General features: G+C 67.9%; 18 protein-coding genes. 3 read left to right on the top strand and 15 right to left on the bottom strand.

All coding sequences use genetic code 11. From position 1 onward, the window contains the following. Positions 1 to 3: 3 nt before the first annotated feature. The 4 genes from UC35_RS11265 to UC35_RS11250 are packed head-to-tail and all read right to left on the bottom strand — an operon-like array spanning position 4 to position 2,556. Positions 4 to 420, bottom strand: coding sequence for an ExbD/TolR family protein (locus tag UC35_RS11265; RefSeq protein WP_061499428.1), 417 nt, complete (start codon positions 418 to 420; stop codon positions 4 to 6). Positions 421 to 424: 4 nt separating this feature from the next. Further along, positions 425 to 1,174, bottom strand: a complete 750-nt coding sequence (locus tag UC35_RS11260) for a MotA/TolQ/ExbB proton channel family protein (RefSeq protein WP_061499425.1) — start codon at positions 1,172 to 1,174, stop codon at positions 425 to 427. Continuing rightward, on the bottom strand, positions 1,171 to 1,989 hold the full coding sequence (dapB, locus tag UC35_RS11255; RefSeq protein ID WP_082793051.1) for a 4-hydroxy-tetrahydrodipicolinate reductase: 819 nt from the start codon (positions 1,987 to 1,989) through the stop codon (positions 1,171 to 1,173). Before dapB ends, UC35_RS11260 begins: the two co-directional genes overlap by 4 nt. A 6-nt stretch (positions 1,990 to 1,995) precedes the next feature. Further along, positions 1,996 to 2,556, bottom strand: a complete 561-nt coding sequence (locus UC35_RS11250) for an outer membrane protein assembly factor BamE (RefSeq protein ID WP_061499422.1) — start codon at positions 2,554 to 2,556, stop codon at positions 1,996 to 1,998. A gap of 70 nt (positions 2,557 to 2,626) precedes the next feature. Here UC35_RS11250 and fur point away from each other — a divergent pair, with 70 nt between their 5' ends. Beyond that, positions 2,627 to 3,055 carry a ferric iron uptake transcriptional regulator gene (gene fur / locus UC35_RS11245; RefSeq protein WP_061499420.1) on the top strand — a complete coding sequence of 143 codons (429 nt, stop codon included), beginning with the start codon at positions 2,627 to 2,629 and terminating at the stop codon, positions 3,053 to 3,055. Between the two features lie 133 nt (positions 3,056 to 3,188). Here fur and hprK read toward each other — a convergent pair whose 3' ends face one another. The 4 genes from hprK to UC35_RS23920 all read right to left on the bottom strand — a co-directional run bounded on the left by hprK (position 3,189) and on the right by UC35_RS23920 (position 5,614). Continuing rightward, positions 3,189 to 4,139, bottom strand: coding sequence for an HPr(Ser) kinase/phosphatase (hprK, locus tag UC35_RS11240; protein ID WP_061499416.1), 951 nt, complete (start codon positions 4,137 to 4,139; stop codon positions 3,189 to 3,191). A 123-nt stretch (positions 4,140 to 4,262) separates the two neighbouring features. Then, entirely contained in the window at positions 4,263 to 4,727 is a 465-nt protein-coding gene (locus tag UC35_RS11235) for a PTS sugar transporter subunit IIA (RefSeq protein ID WP_061499413.1), read from the bottom strand. A 108-nt stretch (positions 4,728 to 4,835) separates the two neighbouring features. Then, positions 4,836 to 5,165: a ribosome hibernation-promoting factor, HPF/YfiA family gene (gene hpf, locus UC35_RS11230; RefSeq protein WP_061499410.1), complete on the bottom strand. Its 330-nt coding sequence runs from the start codon at positions 5,163 to 5,165 to the stop codon at positions 4,836 to 4,838. Between the two features lie 275 nt (positions 5,166 to 5,440). Further along, positions 5,441 to 5,614, bottom strand: a complete 174-nt coding sequence (locus UC35_RS23920; RefSeq protein WP_158513887.1) for a hypothetical protein — start codon at positions 5,612 to 5,614, stop codon at positions 5,441 to 5,443. Between the two features lie 804 nt (positions 5,615 to 6,418). On the opposite strand from UC35_RS23920, the gene UC35_RS11225 reads away from it, so the two are divergent. Both UC35_RS11225 and UC35_RS11220 read left to right on the top strand, forming a co-directional pair. After that, positions 6,419 to 7,411, top strand: coding sequence for a magnesium and cobalt transport protein CorA (locus UC35_RS11225; protein ID WP_061499406.1), 993 nt, complete (start codon positions 6,419 to 6,421; stop codon positions 7,409 to 7,411). Further along, positions 7,378 to 8,073 (top strand): transporter, encoded by a 696-nt coding sequence (locus UC35_RS11220; protein ID WP_145979403.1) that lies wholly within the window; start codon positions 7,378 to 7,380, stop codon positions 8,071 to 8,073. Before UC35_RS11225 ends, UC35_RS11220 begins: the two co-directional genes overlap by 34 nt. Here UC35_RS11220 and UC35_RS11215 read toward each other — a convergent pair. From UC35_RS11215 to UC35_RS11185, 7 genes are all read right to left on the bottom strand, one after another. Further along, a complete protein-coding gene (locus UC35_RS11215; RefSeq protein ID WP_061499399.1) occupies positions 8,060 to 8,758 on the bottom strand; it encodes a 5'-methylthioadenosine/adenosylhomocysteine nucleosidase in 699 nt (232 codons plus the stop codon). The genes UC35_RS11220 and UC35_RS11215 overlap by 14 nt on opposite strands. 78 nt (positions 8,759 to 8,836) lie before the next feature. Beyond that, positions 8,837 to 10,438 (bottom strand): ABC transporter substrate-binding protein, encoded by a 1,602-nt coding sequence (locus tag UC35_RS11210; protein WP_061499396.1) that lies wholly within the window; start codon positions 10,436 to 10,438, stop codon positions 8,837 to 8,839. 45 nt (positions 10,439 to 10,483) lie between these two features. Further along, positions 10,484 to 11,530, bottom strand: coding sequence for a dipeptide ABC transporter ATP-binding protein (locus tag UC35_RS11205; protein WP_061499393.1), 1,047 nt, complete (start codon positions 11,528 to 11,530; stop codon positions 10,484 to 10,486). A gap of 58 nt (positions 11,531 to 11,588) precedes the next feature. Beyond that, positions 11,589 to 12,608: an ABC transporter ATP-binding protein gene (locus UC35_RS11200; RefSeq protein WP_061503795.1), complete on the bottom strand. Its 1,020-nt coding sequence runs from the start codon at positions 12,606 to 12,608 to the stop codon at positions 11,589 to 11,591. A 91-nt stretch (positions 12,609 to 12,699) separates the two neighbouring features. After that, positions 12,700 to 13,599 carry an ABC transporter permease subunit gene (locus tag UC35_RS11195; protein ID WP_061499390.1) on the bottom strand — a complete coding sequence of 300 codons (900 nt, stop codon included), beginning with the start codon at positions 13,597 to 13,599 and terminating at the stop codon, positions 12,700 to 12,702. A gap of 13 nt (positions 13,600 to 13,612) precedes the next feature. Next, the gene (locus UC35_RS11190) at positions 13,613 to 14,617 is read right to left on the bottom strand and encodes an ABC transporter permease subunit (protein ID WP_061499387.1); all 1,005 of its coding nucleotides are present in this window, start codon (positions 14,615 to 14,617) and stop codon (positions 13,613 to 13,615) included. 49 nt (positions 14,618 to 14,666) lie between these two features. Further along, a complete protein-coding gene (locus tag UC35_RS11185) occupies positions 14,667 to 16,343 on the bottom strand; it encodes a long-chain-fatty-acid--CoA ligase (protein WP_145979613.1) in 1,677 nt (558 codons plus the stop codon). Between the last annotated feature and the right edge of the window lie 38 nt (positions 16,344 to 16,381).

The following is a 16,381-nucleotide window of genomic DNA, read 5'->3' as shown; positions in this document are numbered from 1 at the left end:
GGATCACTTGGCCGGGTCGGCGACGAAGCCGATGCGGTTCAGGCCCGCCTTTTGCGCCGCGCCCATGACCTCGACCACCCGCCCGTAGGCCACGCCGCTGTCGGCGCGCAGCTGGATCTCGGTGTCCGGATTGGCCTTGGCCGCCTGCGCCAGCCGCTCGGCCAGCTGCTCGTTGCTGGCCGGCTTGTCATCGAGGAAGGCCTGGCCGCTCTTGTCCAGGACCACGGTGACCGACTGCGGCGCATCGTTGGGCTTGGCGCCCTGCGCCTTGGGCAGGTCCAGGTGGATGGAGCTGGCCAGCAGCGGCGCGGTGATGATCAGGATCACCACCAGCACCAGCATGACGTCCACCAGCGGCGTCATGTTGATGTCGCTCATGGGCTGCGGGCCCGTGGTGCGTTCGAGCCGCCCGAAGGCCATCGGATCAGGCCCCCACGCTCGGCACTTCGTGTCCTGCGCTGCCCCCCGAGGGGGCCCTCGCGCCTTGGGGCGGCGCGGCGGCGCTCAAGGCTCCCACACGCGTCATTTCGGTGCCCCCATCGTGGGTCAGCAATTCGCGCAGATCGCGCGCGAAGCCTTCGAGGTCCGCTTCGATGCGGCCGATCAGGCGGCCGTAGATGTTGTAGCCCAGCACGGCCGGGATGGCCACGGCCAGCCCCGCGGCGGTCATGATCAGCGCCTCGCCGACCGGGCCGGCCACCTTGTCGATGGTGATCTGGGCGGCCACCGCGATGCCGGACAGCGCGTGGTAGATGCCCCAGACGGTGCCCAGCAGGCCGACGAAGGGCGCGGTGGACCCCACGGTCGCCAGCAGCACCTGGCCGAACTGCAACTTGTCGATCACGCCGTGCAGCGCGTCGCGCAGCACCCGGGTGAGCTGCTGCGAGCGGTCGCCGGCGGCGGCCAGCGAGCCCGGGGCCTCGGCCTGGGTGGCGGCGATCAGGGGCAGCACCAGCGCCTCGCGATCGAAGGCGCCGACTTTCTGCTGGGCTTCGGCCACCGAAGGTGACTGCCAGAAGGCGGCGGTGCTGCGGCCGACGTCGCGCACGGCGCGCCGCAGCAGCCAGCCCTTCCACAGGATCACCACCCAACTGGCCACCGACATGGCCAGCAGCACGACGGTCACCAGCCGGGTGACGGCGTCGCCCTGGGTGAACAGGTCAGCCAGGCTCACCGCAGGCCCAGCACGTCGAACATGTCGAACATGCCCTGGCGCTTGCCGGCCAGGAAGCGCACCGCCCGGAGGCTGCCCTCCGCGTAGGTGGCGCGGCTGGCCGACTTGTGCGTGATCTCGATGCGCTCGCCGGTGCCGGCGAACAGCACGGTGTGGTCGCCCACGATGTCGCCGCCGCGGATGCTGGAAAAGCCGATGGTCTGCGGGTCGCGCTCGCCGGTCACGCCTTCGCGCGCGAACACGCCGCACTTGTCGAGGTCGCGGCCCAGCGCCCTGGCGATCACCTCGCCCATCTTGAGCGCGGTGCCCGAGGGCGCGTCGACCTTGTGGCGATGGTGCGCCTCGATCACCTCGATGTCGTAGCCGGTGGACAGCGACTTGGCCGCCATTTCCAGCAGCTTGAGGGTGACGTTCACGCCCACGCTCATGTTCGGCGCCATCACGATGGCGATGTCGCGCGCCGCCGCCTCGACCTGGTCCTTCTGCAGCGAAGTGAAGCCGGTGGTGCCGATCACCGCGTTGACGCCGAGCTCACGGCAGACCTTCAGGTGGGCCAGGGTGCCTTCCGGCCGGGTGAAATCGATCAGCACCTGCGCCTGGGCCAGGCCGGTGCGCAGGTCGGCCGTCACCGGCACGCCGCTCGCCAAGCCCAGGAAGGCCGCCGAGTCGTTGCCGATCGCCGGGCTCGACGGGACATCGAGCGCGCCGGCGAGCTGGCAATCGGCGCAAGCGCGGATCGCCTCGATCAGCATGTGGCCCATGCGCCCGCTGGCGCCGGCCACCGCGATCCTGTGCAGGTTGGGTGCGGTCGCCATGGGGATTTAGCGGGCCGGGGCTTCCAGTGGCGGGTAGTTGGCCGTCACCGGCGCCGGCTCGGCCGCGGCGGCCGGCTTGGGCGCGGGCGCCTTGCGCTCCTGCGCGAAGCGCTTCAGGCTCTCCTCGCTGGCTTCGAGCGGCGGCACCTTGGCGCCCTGGCGCTTGTTGTCCAGGGTGGCCACGAACTCGGACTCGCTGGGCATGGTGTCGCCGTCGAAGCGCTCGAGCGCCTCGCCGTTGAAGAACACGGCCAGCTTGCGCTGCTGCGGCGGCACGCCCTGGCGCTTGATGGTGAACACGTAGTCCCAGCGGCTGGAGTGGAACACGCTCGCGACCAGCGGCGTGCCCAGAATGTCACGCACCTGCTGGCGGCTCATGCCGGGCTTGAGGGCCTCGACCTGCTCGCGCGAGACAAAATTGCCCTGCACCACCTCGATCTTGTAGGGCGTGACCACGCCGGCGATCTGCCGGGAAGCGCTGTCGAAACTGCTGCATCCGGCGGCAGCCAGGACGGCGACGACGGCGGCCAGGGCCGGTCGCGCTGCGCGAAGGGAGAATGCGGGCATGGGCTAAGCCGTGGCGATATGATCGATTGATTGTAGCGGCAGGCCCCGGAGGCCCTGCCGAGGGAAGCGCATGTCCAACATCGACGAACTCAAGAGCACCGGCCTGAAGGCCACATTGCCGCGGCTGAAGATCCTGGACGTCTTCCAGAAGGGCGGCCAGCGGCACATGACGGCCGAAGACGTGTTCCGCGTGCTGCTGCAGGACCACGCGGACATCGGCCTGGCCACCGTGTACCGGGTGCTGACGCAGTTCGAGCAGGCCGGCATCCTCACGCGCAGCCACTTCGAAAGCGGCAAGGCGGTGTACGAGCTGAATGAGGGCACGCACCACGACCACATGGTGTGCCTGGACTGCGGCCGCGTGGAGGAGTTCTACGACGCCGAGATCGAGCGCCGACAGAACGCCGTGGCCGAGGCCAAGGGCTTCCGCATCGCCGACCATGCGCTGAGCCTGTACGCCCACTGCACCAAGGAGTCCTGCCCCAACAGGCCCAAGTGACGCCGGCCGTAGCAGGCTGCCGAAAAGCGTAGCGAGCGGGCCGAGGTTGGGGTCGAGGAGCGGAAGCGTACGAGGGTACGCTGAGCACCGCAGGCCCCAAGATCGCCCCGCGCAGTAGCTTTGCGGCCGCCTGCTACCCGCCTTGCTCCATGGCGCGGCGGTGCCGCTCCACGAATTCCTGGTAGGTATCGACGCCGCGCAGCTGCAGGATGGTGTTGCGCACCGCCGCCTCCACCAGCACGGCAATGTTGCGGCCGGCCACCACCTGGATCACGGCCTTGCGCACCGGCACGCCCAGCACGTCCTGGGTGAGCGGCTCGTAGGGCAGGCGCTCGTATTCGCGCTCCAGCGTTTCGCGCCGCACCAGGTGCACGATCAGCTTCAGGCGCATCTTGCGCCGCACCGCCGTCTCGCCAAAGATGGCGCGGATGTCCAGCAGGCCGATGCCGCGCACCTCGAGCAGGTTCTGCAGCAGTTCCGGACAGCGCCCTTCGATCGTGGTCTGGTTGATGCGGTAGAGGTCCACCGCGTCGTCGGCCACCAGCCCGTTGCCGCGCGAAATCAGTTCCAGGCCGAGTTCGCTCTTTCCCAGGCCCGACTCGCCGGTGATCAGCACGCCCAGCCCCAGGATGTCCATGAACACGCCGTGCATCGAGGTGCGCTCGGCGAAGTGCTTGGACAGGTAGGCGCGCAGCACGTCGATCACGAAAGCCGAAGGCTCGCGCGTCGCGAACATGGGGATCTGCGCCCGCTCGCACATGGACAGCAGCGCGTCGGGCGGGGTCTGGCCGTCAGTGAGCACCAACACCGGCGGCTCCAGGGTGACGATGCGGGCGATCCGGCGGGCGCAATCGTCGGCGGTCGAATTGGTCAGGTAGGCGACTTCCCGCTCACCCAGGATCTGGACCCGGTAGGGGTGGATGTAGTTGAGGTAGCCGACCAGGTCGGCGCCGGAGCGCGCGGCACGCACGGCGACCTCATCGAACCGACGCTCGGAAGCCCCCAGCCCCGCCACCCATTCCCACTTGAGCTGGGCCCGGTGGTCTTCGAACAGGACGTCCGCGCTGACGACGGTTGGTTTCATCCGATCAACACCAGAGCTTCAACTTGGGCGCTACCTCGAGCGGCGACGGGCCGCCCCTAGCCGCGAGGGCCCCCTTGGGGGGCAGCGACCCACACGAAGTGGGGGAGCGTGGGGGCAACATGCTCACGGTTGGGCGGATTGCCAGGTGGCGATGAGGCGGTGCAGCTCGGCCGCATCGCTGCAGGCCTTGATCTTTTCGCGCAGCGGCGCGTCGCTGAGCAGCTCGGCGATCTCCGACAGGATTTCCAGGTGTTTCTGCGTCGCCGCCTCCGGCACCAGCAGGAAGATCAGCAGCACGACGGGCTGTTCGTCCGGCGCGTCGAAGCCGATCGGCTGGGCCAGCTGGAACAGCGCCGCCATCGGCGCCTTCAGGCCCTTGATGCGCCCGTGCGGGATCGCCACGCCATGGCCCAGCCCGGTCGAGCCCAGGCGTTCGCGGGCGAACAGGCTGTCGGTGATCAGGGCGCGCGAGAGGCCGTGGAGATTCTCGAACAGGAGGCCGGCTTCCTCGAAAGCCCGCTTCTTGCTGGTGGCATCGACGCTCACGAGGACCTGAGCGGCGGGCAGGATGGACGCAAGACGGTTCATGGTTCGGGCATAACGATTATGCACCTCGGCCGGTGCACGCCCGGGAACGCCCGCCCCAAAAACAAGAGGCGCCCGGAGGGCGCCTCTGGCGGGAAAACTACACCCACATTACATCAAACGTTTCGGTGCTTCCCGGTGGTGGTCCTGGACCCGGGTCTTGTGCTTGCCGACCTGCCGGTCGAGCTTGTCGACCAGCTCATCCAGGGCGGCGTAGAGGTCTTCATGCGAACTCTCGGCGAACATGTCGTTGCCCTTGACGTGGATCTTGCATTCGGCGCGCTGTCGTCGCTCCTTTTCCTTGAGTTTGTCGACCGTCAGCAGCACCCTGATGTCGACGACCTGATCGAAGTGCCGAGTGATGCGATCAAGCTTGGTGGTCACGTAATTGCGAAGCGCGGGAGTGACTTCGAGGTGGTGACCGCTGATCGTCAAGTTCATGAATGAGCCTCCTGTTACGTCGAGGGGGGGAATGAGGCCGCCGCGTCCGCCGGCGGCCGGGTGATGCTTGTTATCGGTGCTGCCTGATGGTCAAACCACTATGCGCCGGGCGATTCGGAAAAGCAATTGTTCTGGGTCAAGGTCCCACGCCGTGTCGGGGACGCCACGGGCCGTCGTGACAAGCACGGATTTCGGGAATATTCTTCCTGGGTTCGCGCGCCGCAAAAACGAAGCGGCCCTCACGGGCCGCTGGTCATTTGCCGCAGGCGCGCATGTCAGCGCAGGCGCCAGGCCGAAACGGGCTGCAGGTACTCGCGCCAGTCGCGGGCGGCACGCGGGTGGGCCTGCGCGCCCGGGCGATCCAGGTTGGCATGTTCGGTGCGCTCGGCGATCGGCTTGTCGCGCGGGGTGTCGACCCAACGCTCCTGGTGCTTCGAATCGTTAGCCATGGTCCAGTCTTTCTCCGTGCTTTCAGCTGCCGCTGTCGTTGGCCGCGGGCTTGCGCAGGTCCTGCTGCGCCGGTCGTGCCGCATAGCGGCTCGGGAACGGCCAAGTGGAGGCGGCGCGGCCAGGTTTCATATCGGGAGGGGTCTTCCTGTTCTCGCCAGCGGCCGTGGCGCGCCAGCCCCCAGGGGGGCTCGCCTTCGGGTCATTCGCCAGCTCGATCATTCAGATCTCCTTCATTGCCCCCGGTGCGGCATTACCGATGGGACAGGACCGACTGTAGGTGGCGCAGATGAGCGGGTATGTCGGACAGCTCGGCCGCTGCCTGTAGGAATAGTCCTGCCTCAGCTCGCCGCCGGGCCGGCGCCGGCGGCCCCGCCACCGCCCAACCCCCGGCACGCCCGCTTCCGGCGCCCGTACGAGAAGGCCGGGCCGCCTGCACCGGGGGCGCGCCGGGGCTTGGCCAGGAGTTGCCGCCCGGCAGCACCTGCCTGGCCTGACCGGCCGCCCCAAGCAGCCGGACGAGCCCTGGCGCTGCGCGGGCACCCCGCGCCGGGCGCCGGCCCCTTCCGCGCTTCATGAAACCGTCATCCGGCGCGCGCTGCGGGCCCTCGATACCGGCCCGCCCGCCGTCGCGGCGGGCTGCGCCGGACAGCTGTAGCGCGGCATAATCGCGCATCCCAACTTTCGGAGATGGTTCCTTGGAAACCTACCCTAGTCGGTAGCTTTCAACGTCCGTGCCCCTTGCGGCGTTGAAAGCAGACCTTTGCCCCCAACGCCGATAACTACAGCAAGTCACGGAGTGAGCCATGCTCAATGTCTTCACGCTCGCCAACGGGCGCCTGTTCCAGGAAGAGATCGAATCGCTCGAGGAACTGTCCCGGTTCCAGCCGATCTGGGTGGACCTGGAATCGCCCACGCTCGAGGAAAAGCGCTGGGTCAAGCAATACTTCGGGCTGTCCATTCCCGAGGACGCGATGGACGAGGACATCGAGGAGTCCGCGCGCTTCTATGAAGAGGACAACGGCGAGCTGCACATCCGCAGCGACTTCCTGATCGCCGACGACGAGGAGCCGCGCACGGTGCGCGCCGCCTTCATCCTGAACGAGATGAACGACGCGCTGCGCAGCAAGGGGGTGCTGTTCTCCATCCATGACGAGGACATCCCGGTGTTCCGGCTGCTGCGCCTGCGGGCGCGCCGCGCCCCGGGCCTGATCGAGGACGCCAAGGACGTGCTGCTCAAGCTGTTCGACGGCGACGCGGAATACTCGGCAGACACCCTCGAAGGCATCTACGACGAGCTGGAGAAAGTCAGCAAGCAGGTGCTTTCCGGCGACGTGACTGACACGCTGGCCGGCGAGGTGCTGGGCGACATCGCGCGCCAGGAGGACTTGAACGGCCGCATCCGGCGCAACGTGATGGACACGCGCCGCGCCCTCAGCTTCATGATGCGCAGCCGCATGCTCAACTCCGGGCAGTTCGAGGACGCGCGCCAGATCCTGCGCGACATCGAGTCGCTGGACAACCACACCGCGTTCCTGTTCGACAAGATCAACTTCCTGATGGATGCCACCGTCGGCTTCATCAACATCAACCAGAACAAGATCATCAAGATCTTCTCGGTGGCCAGCGTCGCCCTGCTGCCGCCGACGCTGATCGCCAGCATCTACGGCATGAACCTGCAGTTCCCCGAGCTTGCCTTCCTGGGCTCCGGCGCGAGCTACACCTACATCCTGGTGCTGATGGCCGCCAGCGCGCTGGTGCCAATGTGGTACTTCCGCAAGCGCGGCTGGCTGAAGTGAAGGACTGCGCGCGCGCCGTGCTGCTGGCCGCCGCCGCCCTGGCCGGCGCGCCGCTGTGGGCGGCGGGCGGGCATCATGCGGTGGACGACGCCATCATCCTCGGCCCCGGCGAGTGCGAAATCGAGAGCTGGATCACGCGCAGCGATCGCGGCAACCAGGCGCTGCGCCTCGGCGGGCAGTGCGGGGTCGCCGGGCTCGAGATCGGCATCGCGGCCGAGCCGGTGCGCGAAGCCGGCCGGACGAATACCTTCTATGGCGCCCAGCTGAAATTGGCCCGCGAGTTCGCGCCGGGGTGGCATGCGGGACTGTCCGTGTCGCCCGTCGGGCAGACGCGGGAGCCGCCGCGCTACGCGGGCACCGGCGTGTCCGCGCTGCTCACCTGGATGCCGATGGAGGCACTCGCGTTCCACCTGAACGCCGGCCGCGACCTGCTGCACGGACAGGCCGACCAGGCCCGCCACGGCGCGGCGCTCGACTGGACCCCGGTCAGGGCCTGGTCATTCACCGTCGAGCGCTACCTGCTGGACGCCACGCATTTCGTCCGCGCCGGCGCGCGCTGGTTCGCCAGCGAGCAGTGGGCCTTCGACCTGAGCCGCGCCCAGCAGCTGCACGGTGAGCGCGCATCGAACTGGACGCTCGGCCTGACGGTCAGCCTGCGCTGAGCAAGGCCTCCACGATCGCCGCCGAATGGCGGCTGGCGACCTCGCGGATGAAGCTCACGAAGTCGCCGTGGGCCTCGTCGTCGGCGCGGTCGGACACGGTGCGCACCGCGGCGAAGGGCACGCGGAAATCGTGGCAGGCCTGCGCGATCGCGGCCCCCTCCATCTCGACCGCCAGCGCATCGGGCAAGGCCGCCTGCAGCGCCAGGCTCTCGGCGGTGGTGGAGACGAAACGGTCGCCGCTGGCCACCAGCCCGCGGTGCAGCCGCGTGCCCGGCAGGGCCCGCCGCACGGCGGCCTCGAGTTCGGCCGTGAGCCGGGCGTCGGTGGCGAAGCGCTCCAGGCCGTAGAGCGGCACCTCGTACTTGGGGAAGATGGGCGAGGCGTCCAGGTCGTGCTGCAGGAAGGCCTCGGCAACCACCACGTCGCCGCGGTTCACGCCGGGCGCCAGCCCGCCGGCCACCCCGGTGAACACGATGCGGTCGACCCGGAAGCGCTCGATGAGCACCGCCGCGGTGGTGGCCGCCGCCACCTTGCCGATCCGCGACAGCACGGCGACCACGTCCTGCCCGTGCAGGTGCCCCACCCAGAACTCCCGCCCGGCCGCTTCCTGCCGCTGCTCGTCGGGCATCAGGTCCAGGACCGCCGAAAGTTCCTCGTGCATCGCGGAGACGATTGCCGTGCGCATATCAGCCTTTCCAAAGAAAAGAAGCCCGGCTCTCGCCGGGCTTCTTGACCTATCCCAACAAGGAACGGTCGCAGAAGTTTATTCCTTGATGTCGACGCCGTAGAAGCTGTGGCGGCCGAACGGCGACAGCTTGAAGTCGACCACGTCCTTGCGCACCGGCTTGAGCTGCACCGCGTGGGCGATGGTGAACCAGGGCGCCTGCTCCTTGAAGATCACCTGCGCCTGCTTGTAGAGCTTGTCGCGCTCCGCCGGCTTGGATTCGCTCTTGGCCTTCTGGATCAGGTCCTCGAAGGGTTGGTGGCAGAACTTGGCCACGTTCGAGCCATTGGTCCTGGACGACTCGCAGCCCAGCAGCACGGCCAGGAAGTTGTCCGGGTCGCCGTTGTCGCCGGTCCAGCCCAGCATGCCCATCTGGTGCTCGCCGGCCTGCATGCGCTTGCGGTACTCGCCCCACTCGAAGGTCTTGATCTCGGCCTTGATGCCGACCTTGGCCAGGTCGGCCTGCATCAGCTCGGCGATGCGCTTGGCGTTCGGGTTGTAGGGGCGCTGCACCGGCATGGCCCACAGGTCGGTGGTGAAGCCGTTGGGATGGCCGGCCTGGGCCAGCAGCTTCTTGGCGCCTTCCGGATCGTACGGGTCGTCCTTGATCGCGTCGTTGTAGGCCGACATGGACGGCGGCAGCGGGTTCTTGGCGGCGATGCCGGATCCCAGGTAGACGCCGTCGAGGATCGCCTTCTTGTTGATTGCCATGTTCACGGCCTTGCGCACGCGCACGTCGTCGAACGGCTTCTTGGTCACGTTGTAGGCGAGGTAGCCGACGTTCAGGCCCGGCTGGTCCAGGATCTGCACTTTCGGGTCCTTCATCATCGCCTCCAGGTCAGCCGGGTTCGGGTACGGCATGACATGGCACTCGCCCTTTTGCAGCTTGGCCCAGCGCACCGAGGCGTCCGGCGTGATCGAGTACACCAGGTCGTCGATCTTGGCCTTGCCGCCCCAGTATTGCGGGAAGGACTTGTAGCGGATCACCGCGTCCTTCTGGTACTGCACCTGGTAGAACGGGCCGGTGCCGATCGGCTCCTGGTCGATCTTCTCGGGCGTTCCCGCCTTGAGCATCGCGTCCGCGTATTCCTTGGACTGGATCGCCGCGAACGGCATCGCCAGGTTCGCCAGGAACGGCGCCTCGGGCGAGTTCAGGGTGATGCGCACGGTGTAGTCGTCCACCTTCTCGATGGCCTTCACCAGGCGCGGCATGCCCGTGTCGTTCCAGTACGAATGGTTGGAGCTGGTGACCTTGAAGAAGGGGTGGCTCTCCTTGCCCTGGCGATCCATCGAGAAGATGATGTCGTCGGCGTTGAAGTCACGCGTGGGCTTGAAGGCGCGGTGGCTGTGCCACTTCACGCCCTTCCGCAGGGTGAAGGTGTAGACCTTGCCGTCGGCGGAGATGTCCCACTTCTCGGCCAGCCCCGGCGTGACTTTGGTGCCGCCGCGCTCGAACTCGACGATGCGGTTGTAGATCGGCTCGGCGGCGTCGAACGAGGTGCCGGTGGTGTTGACACCGGGATAGAAGTTTTCGGGGCTGCCTTCCGAGCAGAACACCAGCGTCTTGGCGCCGGCGCCCGCGGCCGCGGCGAGCGCCAAGGCAGCGATCGCGAAGTGTTTGCGATAGCGGGTCAGTTTCATCACGTGTCTCCTTGTGGGATGTTGCTATTGATATTGGTATGGCGGTTAGCCGGGGAGAACAGCATTATCGGCAGTGGCTGATGCCGGTAAAGGCGCAGCAGCCCGAACATCGGGAAAGCCCGAGTCCAGGAACTGCTCGGAAAAGTGGCAGGCGGCGAGCCGGGTGCCGCCCACGACGCGCTCCAGCGGTCGCTCCGCCCTGCAGCGCTCCACCGCGTACGGGCAGCGGCTGGAGAACACGCAGCCGCTGGGCGGATTCAGCGGAGACGGCAGTTCGCCGCGAAGCACGATGCGCTTGGTGTCGCGTGGCCCGACGCCGGGCGTGGAGGCCAGCAGCGCCTGTGTGTAGGGATGCGCCGGCCGCTCGAATATTTCGGCCTTGGGCCCCTGCTCCATCACATGGCCCAGGTACATGACCAGCACCTCGTGGGCGATGTGCCTGACCACCGACAGGTCGTGCGAAATGAAGAGGTAGGCGAGACGGAACTGCTGCTGCAGGTCGGCCAGCAGGTTGAGCACTTGGGCCTGGATCGACACATCCAGGGCCGACACCGGCTCGTCGGCGACCAGCAGCTTGGGGTTGAGCATGAGCGCGCGGGCGATCGCGATGCGCTGGCGCTGGCCGCCCGAGAACATGTGCGGGTAGCGGTTAGCATATTCGGGCCGCAAGCCCACCTGCGCCAGCATCGCCCGGGCGCGCTCGGCGCGCTCGGCCTTCGACAGGCTGGTGTTGATCTCCAGCGGCGCTTCGAGCACCGCACTGATTTTCTTGCGCGGATTGAGCGACCCGTAAGGGTTCTGGAACACGAGTTGCACCGCCTGGCGCAGGCGACGCCGGTCGGCCATCGGCGTGTGCACCGCATCCGTGCCGTCGAGGATGAGCTCGCCGCCGACGGGCTTCTCGATCAGCGACACCATGCGCGCCAGCGTCGACTTGCCGCAGCCCGACTCACCCACCACCGCCAGCGTCTTGCCGGCTTCGATCGCAAACGAGACGCCGCCAACGGCCTGCAATTGCGCCGGCTCGCGGAACATGCCACGCCGTATCTTGTAGACCTGCCGCAGCCCATTGGCTTGGACAACCGGTTTCATTCGATAGCCTCCGCCCTGCGGGCTGCGGCGCCATGAGCCTTCGGAGCGGCCGTACAGCTCATGCGAGCGTCTCCAGTTGCACCGGCCCGTCGCGCTCGATCGCTTCGTGCCGCTCGGCGTCGCCGAGGGGATAGTGACAGCGCACCTGGCCGCCACGCCAGTCGCGCAGCTCCGGACGCACGTCCTTCGAATGGCGCGTCGCATAGGCGCAGCGCGGAGCGAACAGGCAGCCGCCCGGCCGGTCGAACACCCCGGGCACCACGCCGGGAATCGTCGCCAGCCGGTGGCCCGCCGGCCCGCGCTCGGGCAATGCCGCCAGCAGCGCCTCGGTGTAGGGATGCTGCGGGTCGGCAAACAGCTCGGCCACCGGGCGCTGCTCCATCACCTGCCCGGCGTACATCACCGCCACGCGCCCGGCCATTTCGCTGACCACGCCCATGTTGTGGGTGATCAGCACCAGCGCCATGCCCCGCTCCTTCTGCAGGTTGCGCAGCAGGTCCAGGATCTGCGCCTGGATGGTCACGTCCAGCGCCGTGGTGGGCTCGTCGGCGATCAGCAGGCGCGGGTTGCAGGAGATCGCCATGGCGATCATCACCCGCTGGTTCATGCCGCCCGACATCTGGTGCGGGAAATCGTCCAGCCGGGTGTGCGCGGCCGGGATGCCGACCTGCTCCAGCAGTTCGATGGCGCGGCGCCGCGCGCCCGCCTTGTCCAGCGGCGAATGCAGCCGCAGCGCCTCCATCAGCTGGTAGCCGATGGTGAAGCAGGGGTTCAGGCTGGTGGTGGGCTCCTGGAAAATCATCGCCATGTCCTTGCCCACCAGGCGCCGGCGCTCCTTGTCGCTGATGCCCAGCAGGTCGTGGCCGGCGAAACGCAGCTTCTTCGCGCGCACCTGGCCCGGGAAGCCGATCAGCCCCATCAGCGCCATCATGGTGACGCTCTTGCCCGAGCCGGACTCGCCGACGATGCCCAGCACTTCGCCTTCCTCGACGGTGAGGCTCAGGCCCTCGACGGCATGCATCACGGCGCCCTGCGAAGGGAACTCGACGTGGAGGTCTTCGATTTCAAGCAATGCCATGATCAAGCCTCCGACGAGCCGCCTCTAGGAGGCTTGCGCCCCCTCGGGGGGCAGAGAGCTACACGCAGTGGGCGAACGTGGGGGCACATTTTCATCGCTTGAGCTTGGGATCGAGCGCGTCGCGCAGCCCGTCGCCCATCAGGTTGAAGGCCAGCACCGCGACCAGGATCATCAGGCCGGGGAAGGTGACGACCCACCAGGCGCGCAGGACGAACTCGCGCGCGTCGGCCAGCATGGTGCCCCACTCGGGCGAGGGCGGCTGCGCGCCCAGGCCCAGGAAGCCCAGCGCCGCGGCGTCCAGGATGGCGGTGGAGATGCCCAGCGAGGCCTGCACGATCAGCGGCGCCGCGCAGTTGGGCAGCACCTCGCTGAACATCAGCCGCAGGGTGCCGGCGCCGCTGACGCGCGCGGCGGTCACGTAGTCCTTGGACACCTCGGCCACGACCGAGGCGCGGGTGATGCGCACGTAGTGCGGCAGCAGCACCACGGCCACCGCCAGCATCGCGTTCACCAGCCCGGGGCCGAGGATGGCCACGATGACGATGGCCAGCAGCAGGCTGGGCAGGGTCAGGACGATGTCCATCATCCGCATGATCGCGATCTCGACCACGCCGCGCGCGAAGCCCGCGACCAGGCCCAGCGCGATGCCGACGACCACCGAGATCGCCACCACGCCCAGGCCGATCGACAGCGACAGGCGCGCGCCCCAGATCAGGCGCGACAGGATGTCGCGGCCGATCGCATCGGTGCCCAGCAGGTACTGCGCCGAGCCGCCGGCCTGCCATGCCGGCGGCCTGAGGAAGGCCGCGCTGTTGGTCTCGTGCGGCGCATGCGGGGCGATCCAGGGCGCCAGCAGCGCCAGCAGCAGCAGGCCCAGCACCACCAGCATGCCCATCACGGCACCGCGGTTGGCGCGGAAGGAAATCCAGAACTCGCGCAGCGGCCCGGGCGGGACGGCCGGCAGGGTCACGGGGGAAGGAATCGCGGCCATGATGCGGGTGCTTTTAGTGGCGGATGCGCGGGTTGATGACGCCGTAGGCCACGTCGACCAGCAGGTTGACCAGCATCACCACCGCGCCCAGCAGCAGCATGCCGCCCTGCAGCACGGGATAGTCGCGGCGCTGGATGGCCTCGATCAGCCACTTGCCGACGCCGGGCCAGGAGAAGATGGTCTCGGTCAGGATGGCGCCGGTGAACAGCACGCCCACCTGCAGGCCGATCACCGTCACCACCGGGATCAGCGCGTTGCGCAGCGCGTGCACGCCCACCACCTTCAGCGGCGGCAGGCCCTTGGCGCGCGCGGTGCGGATGTAGTCCTCGCCCAGCACCTCGAGCATGGCCGAGCGCGTCATGCGCGCCACCACCGCCAGCGGGTTGGTGCCCAGCACAATGGCCGGCAGGATCAGGTGCTGCAGCGCCGAGCGGAAGGCGCCCTTGTCGTCCGACAGCAGTGAGTCGATCAACAGGAAACCGGTGTGCGGCTCGATGAAGTACTGCACCGACAGCCGGCCCGACACCGGCGTCCAGCCCAGTTGCACCGAGAACAGCAGGATCAGCAGCAGGCCCCACCAGAAGATCGGCATCGAGTAGCCGGTGAGCGAGGTCGCCATCACGCCGTGGTCGAACACCGAGTTGCGCCGCACCGCCGCGATGATGCCGGCCGGAATGCCCAGCAGCAGCGCAAACAGGATGGCGCACACCGCCAGTTCCACCGTGGCCGGGAACAGGGCGATGAACTCGCGGATCACCGGCTCCTGCGTGATGATGGACTTGCCCAGGTCGCCGTGCAGCACGCGGCCGATGTAGATGCCGTACTGCACCAGGATCGGCCGGTCCAGCCCGTATTCCTTGACCAGCTGCGCGTGGCGCGCGGCGTCGATGCCGCGTTCGCCCGCCATGGTCTCGATCGGGTCGCCCGGCACCAGCCGCACCAGGAAGAAGGCGAGCAGCGTCATCCCGAAGAAGGTCGGGATGATCAGCGAGAACCGCGTGAGCAGGAATCGGAGCATCGAGGCAGATTGTCACCGCGGACGAGCCCGCGGAAGCTGAAGTTGCGGGCTATTTGCCGTTGCGCAGCTCGCGCCGCAGGATCTTGCCCACCGGGGTCTTGGGCAGTTCGGTGCGGAACTCGATCACCCGCGGCTGCTTGTAGGCGGTGAGGTTGGCTCGGCAGTGTTCGCGGATCTGCTCTTCCGTCAGCTGCGGATCGCGCTTGACGACGACCAGCTTTACCGCCTCGCCGGTGTTCTCATCCGGCACGCCGACCACGCCGCACTCCAGCACGCCCGGCAGCATGGCGACCACGTCCTCGACCTCGTTCGGATAGACGTTGAAGCCCGACACCACCACCATGTCCTTCTTGCGGTCGACGATCTTGAAGTAGCCGCGCTCGTTCATGGTGCCGATGTCGCCGGTCTTGAAGTAGCCGTCGGTGGTCATGACCTTGGCCGTCTCGTCCGGGCGCTGCCAGTAGCCCGCCATCACCTGCGGCCCCTTGATCGCGATCTCCCCGCGCTCGCCGACCGGCACTTCCCGGCCCTCGTCGTCGATGCACTTCATCCAGGTCGAGGGCAGCGGCAAGCCGACGGTGCCGCTGAATTCGGTGCTGGTCACCGGATTGCAGCTGGCCGAGGGCGCGGTCTCCGACAGCCCATAGCCTTCGCAGATCGGGCAGCCGGTCTTTTCCAGCCAGCGCTGGGCCACCGCGCCCTGCACCGCCATGCCGCCGCCGACCGAGACCTTGAGGTGGCTCCAGTCGACCTTGCTGAAATCGGGATGGTTGGCCAGCCCGTTGAACAGGGTGTTCACCGCCGGGAAGCTGTGGAAGGTCTGCTTCGACAGCTCCGTGAGCACCGCCGGCAGGTCGCGCGGGTTCGGGATCAGGATCAGTTTCCCGCCGGTGCGCATCGACAGCATCATGCCGACGGTGAAGGCGAAGATGTGATACAGCGGAAGCGCGCACACGCCGGTGGGCTGCTCGCCGGCCGGCACCTTGGCCATCACCGGCTGGTTCCAGGCTTCGGACTGCAGCACGTTGGCGATCACGTTGCGGTGCAGCAGCACCGCGCCCTTGGACACGCCGGTGGTGCCGCCGGTGTATTGCAGCACCGCGACGTCGTCGCTGTTGATCTCGGGCTTGCGGAAGGTGGCGCGCCGGCCCTGCGCCAGCGCGTCGTTGAAGCGGACCGCGCCCGGCAGGGTGAAGGCGGGCACCAGTTTCTTGACCTTGCGCACCACGTAGTTCACCAGCCCGCCCTTCAGCGTCCCGAGGCGGTCGCCCATCGCCGCCAGCACCACATGCTTGACCGGCGTGTGGGCGATGCACTTCTCCAGCGTGCCGGCGAAGTTCTCGATGATGATGATGGCCTTGGCGCCCGAGTCCTTGAGCTGGTGCTCCAGTTCGCGTGGGGTGTACAGCGGGTTGACGTTCACCACCACGCAGCCGGCGCGCAGGATGCCGGCGACCGCCACCGGGTACTGCGGCACATTGGGCATCATGATCGCCACGCGGTCACCCTTGGCCAGCCCCAGGCCCTGCAGGTAGGCCGCGAAGGCGGCGCTTTGGGCGTCGGTGTCGCGGTAGCTGAACTCCTTGCCCATGAAGCTGTACGCGGTGCGGTCGGCGTACTTCTGGAAGCCCTCCTCGATCAGCTGGATCAGCGACCCATACCCGGACGGGTCGATGTCGGCAGGCACGCCGGGGGAATAAAAGGCCAGCCACGGGCGTGCGTTCAGATCGCTCATTGTTGCTTGCATCCGTCTCGAGGAACAAA

This window comes from Ramlibacter tataouinensis (assembly GCF_001580455.1).
GTDB lineage: Bacteria > Pseudomonadota > Gammaproteobacteria > Burkholderiales > Burkholderiaceae_C > Ramlibacter > Ramlibacter tataouinensis_B.
Note: the sequence above shows the minus strand (reverse complement) of the source record. Positions and strands in the feature narration are given on the sequence as shown.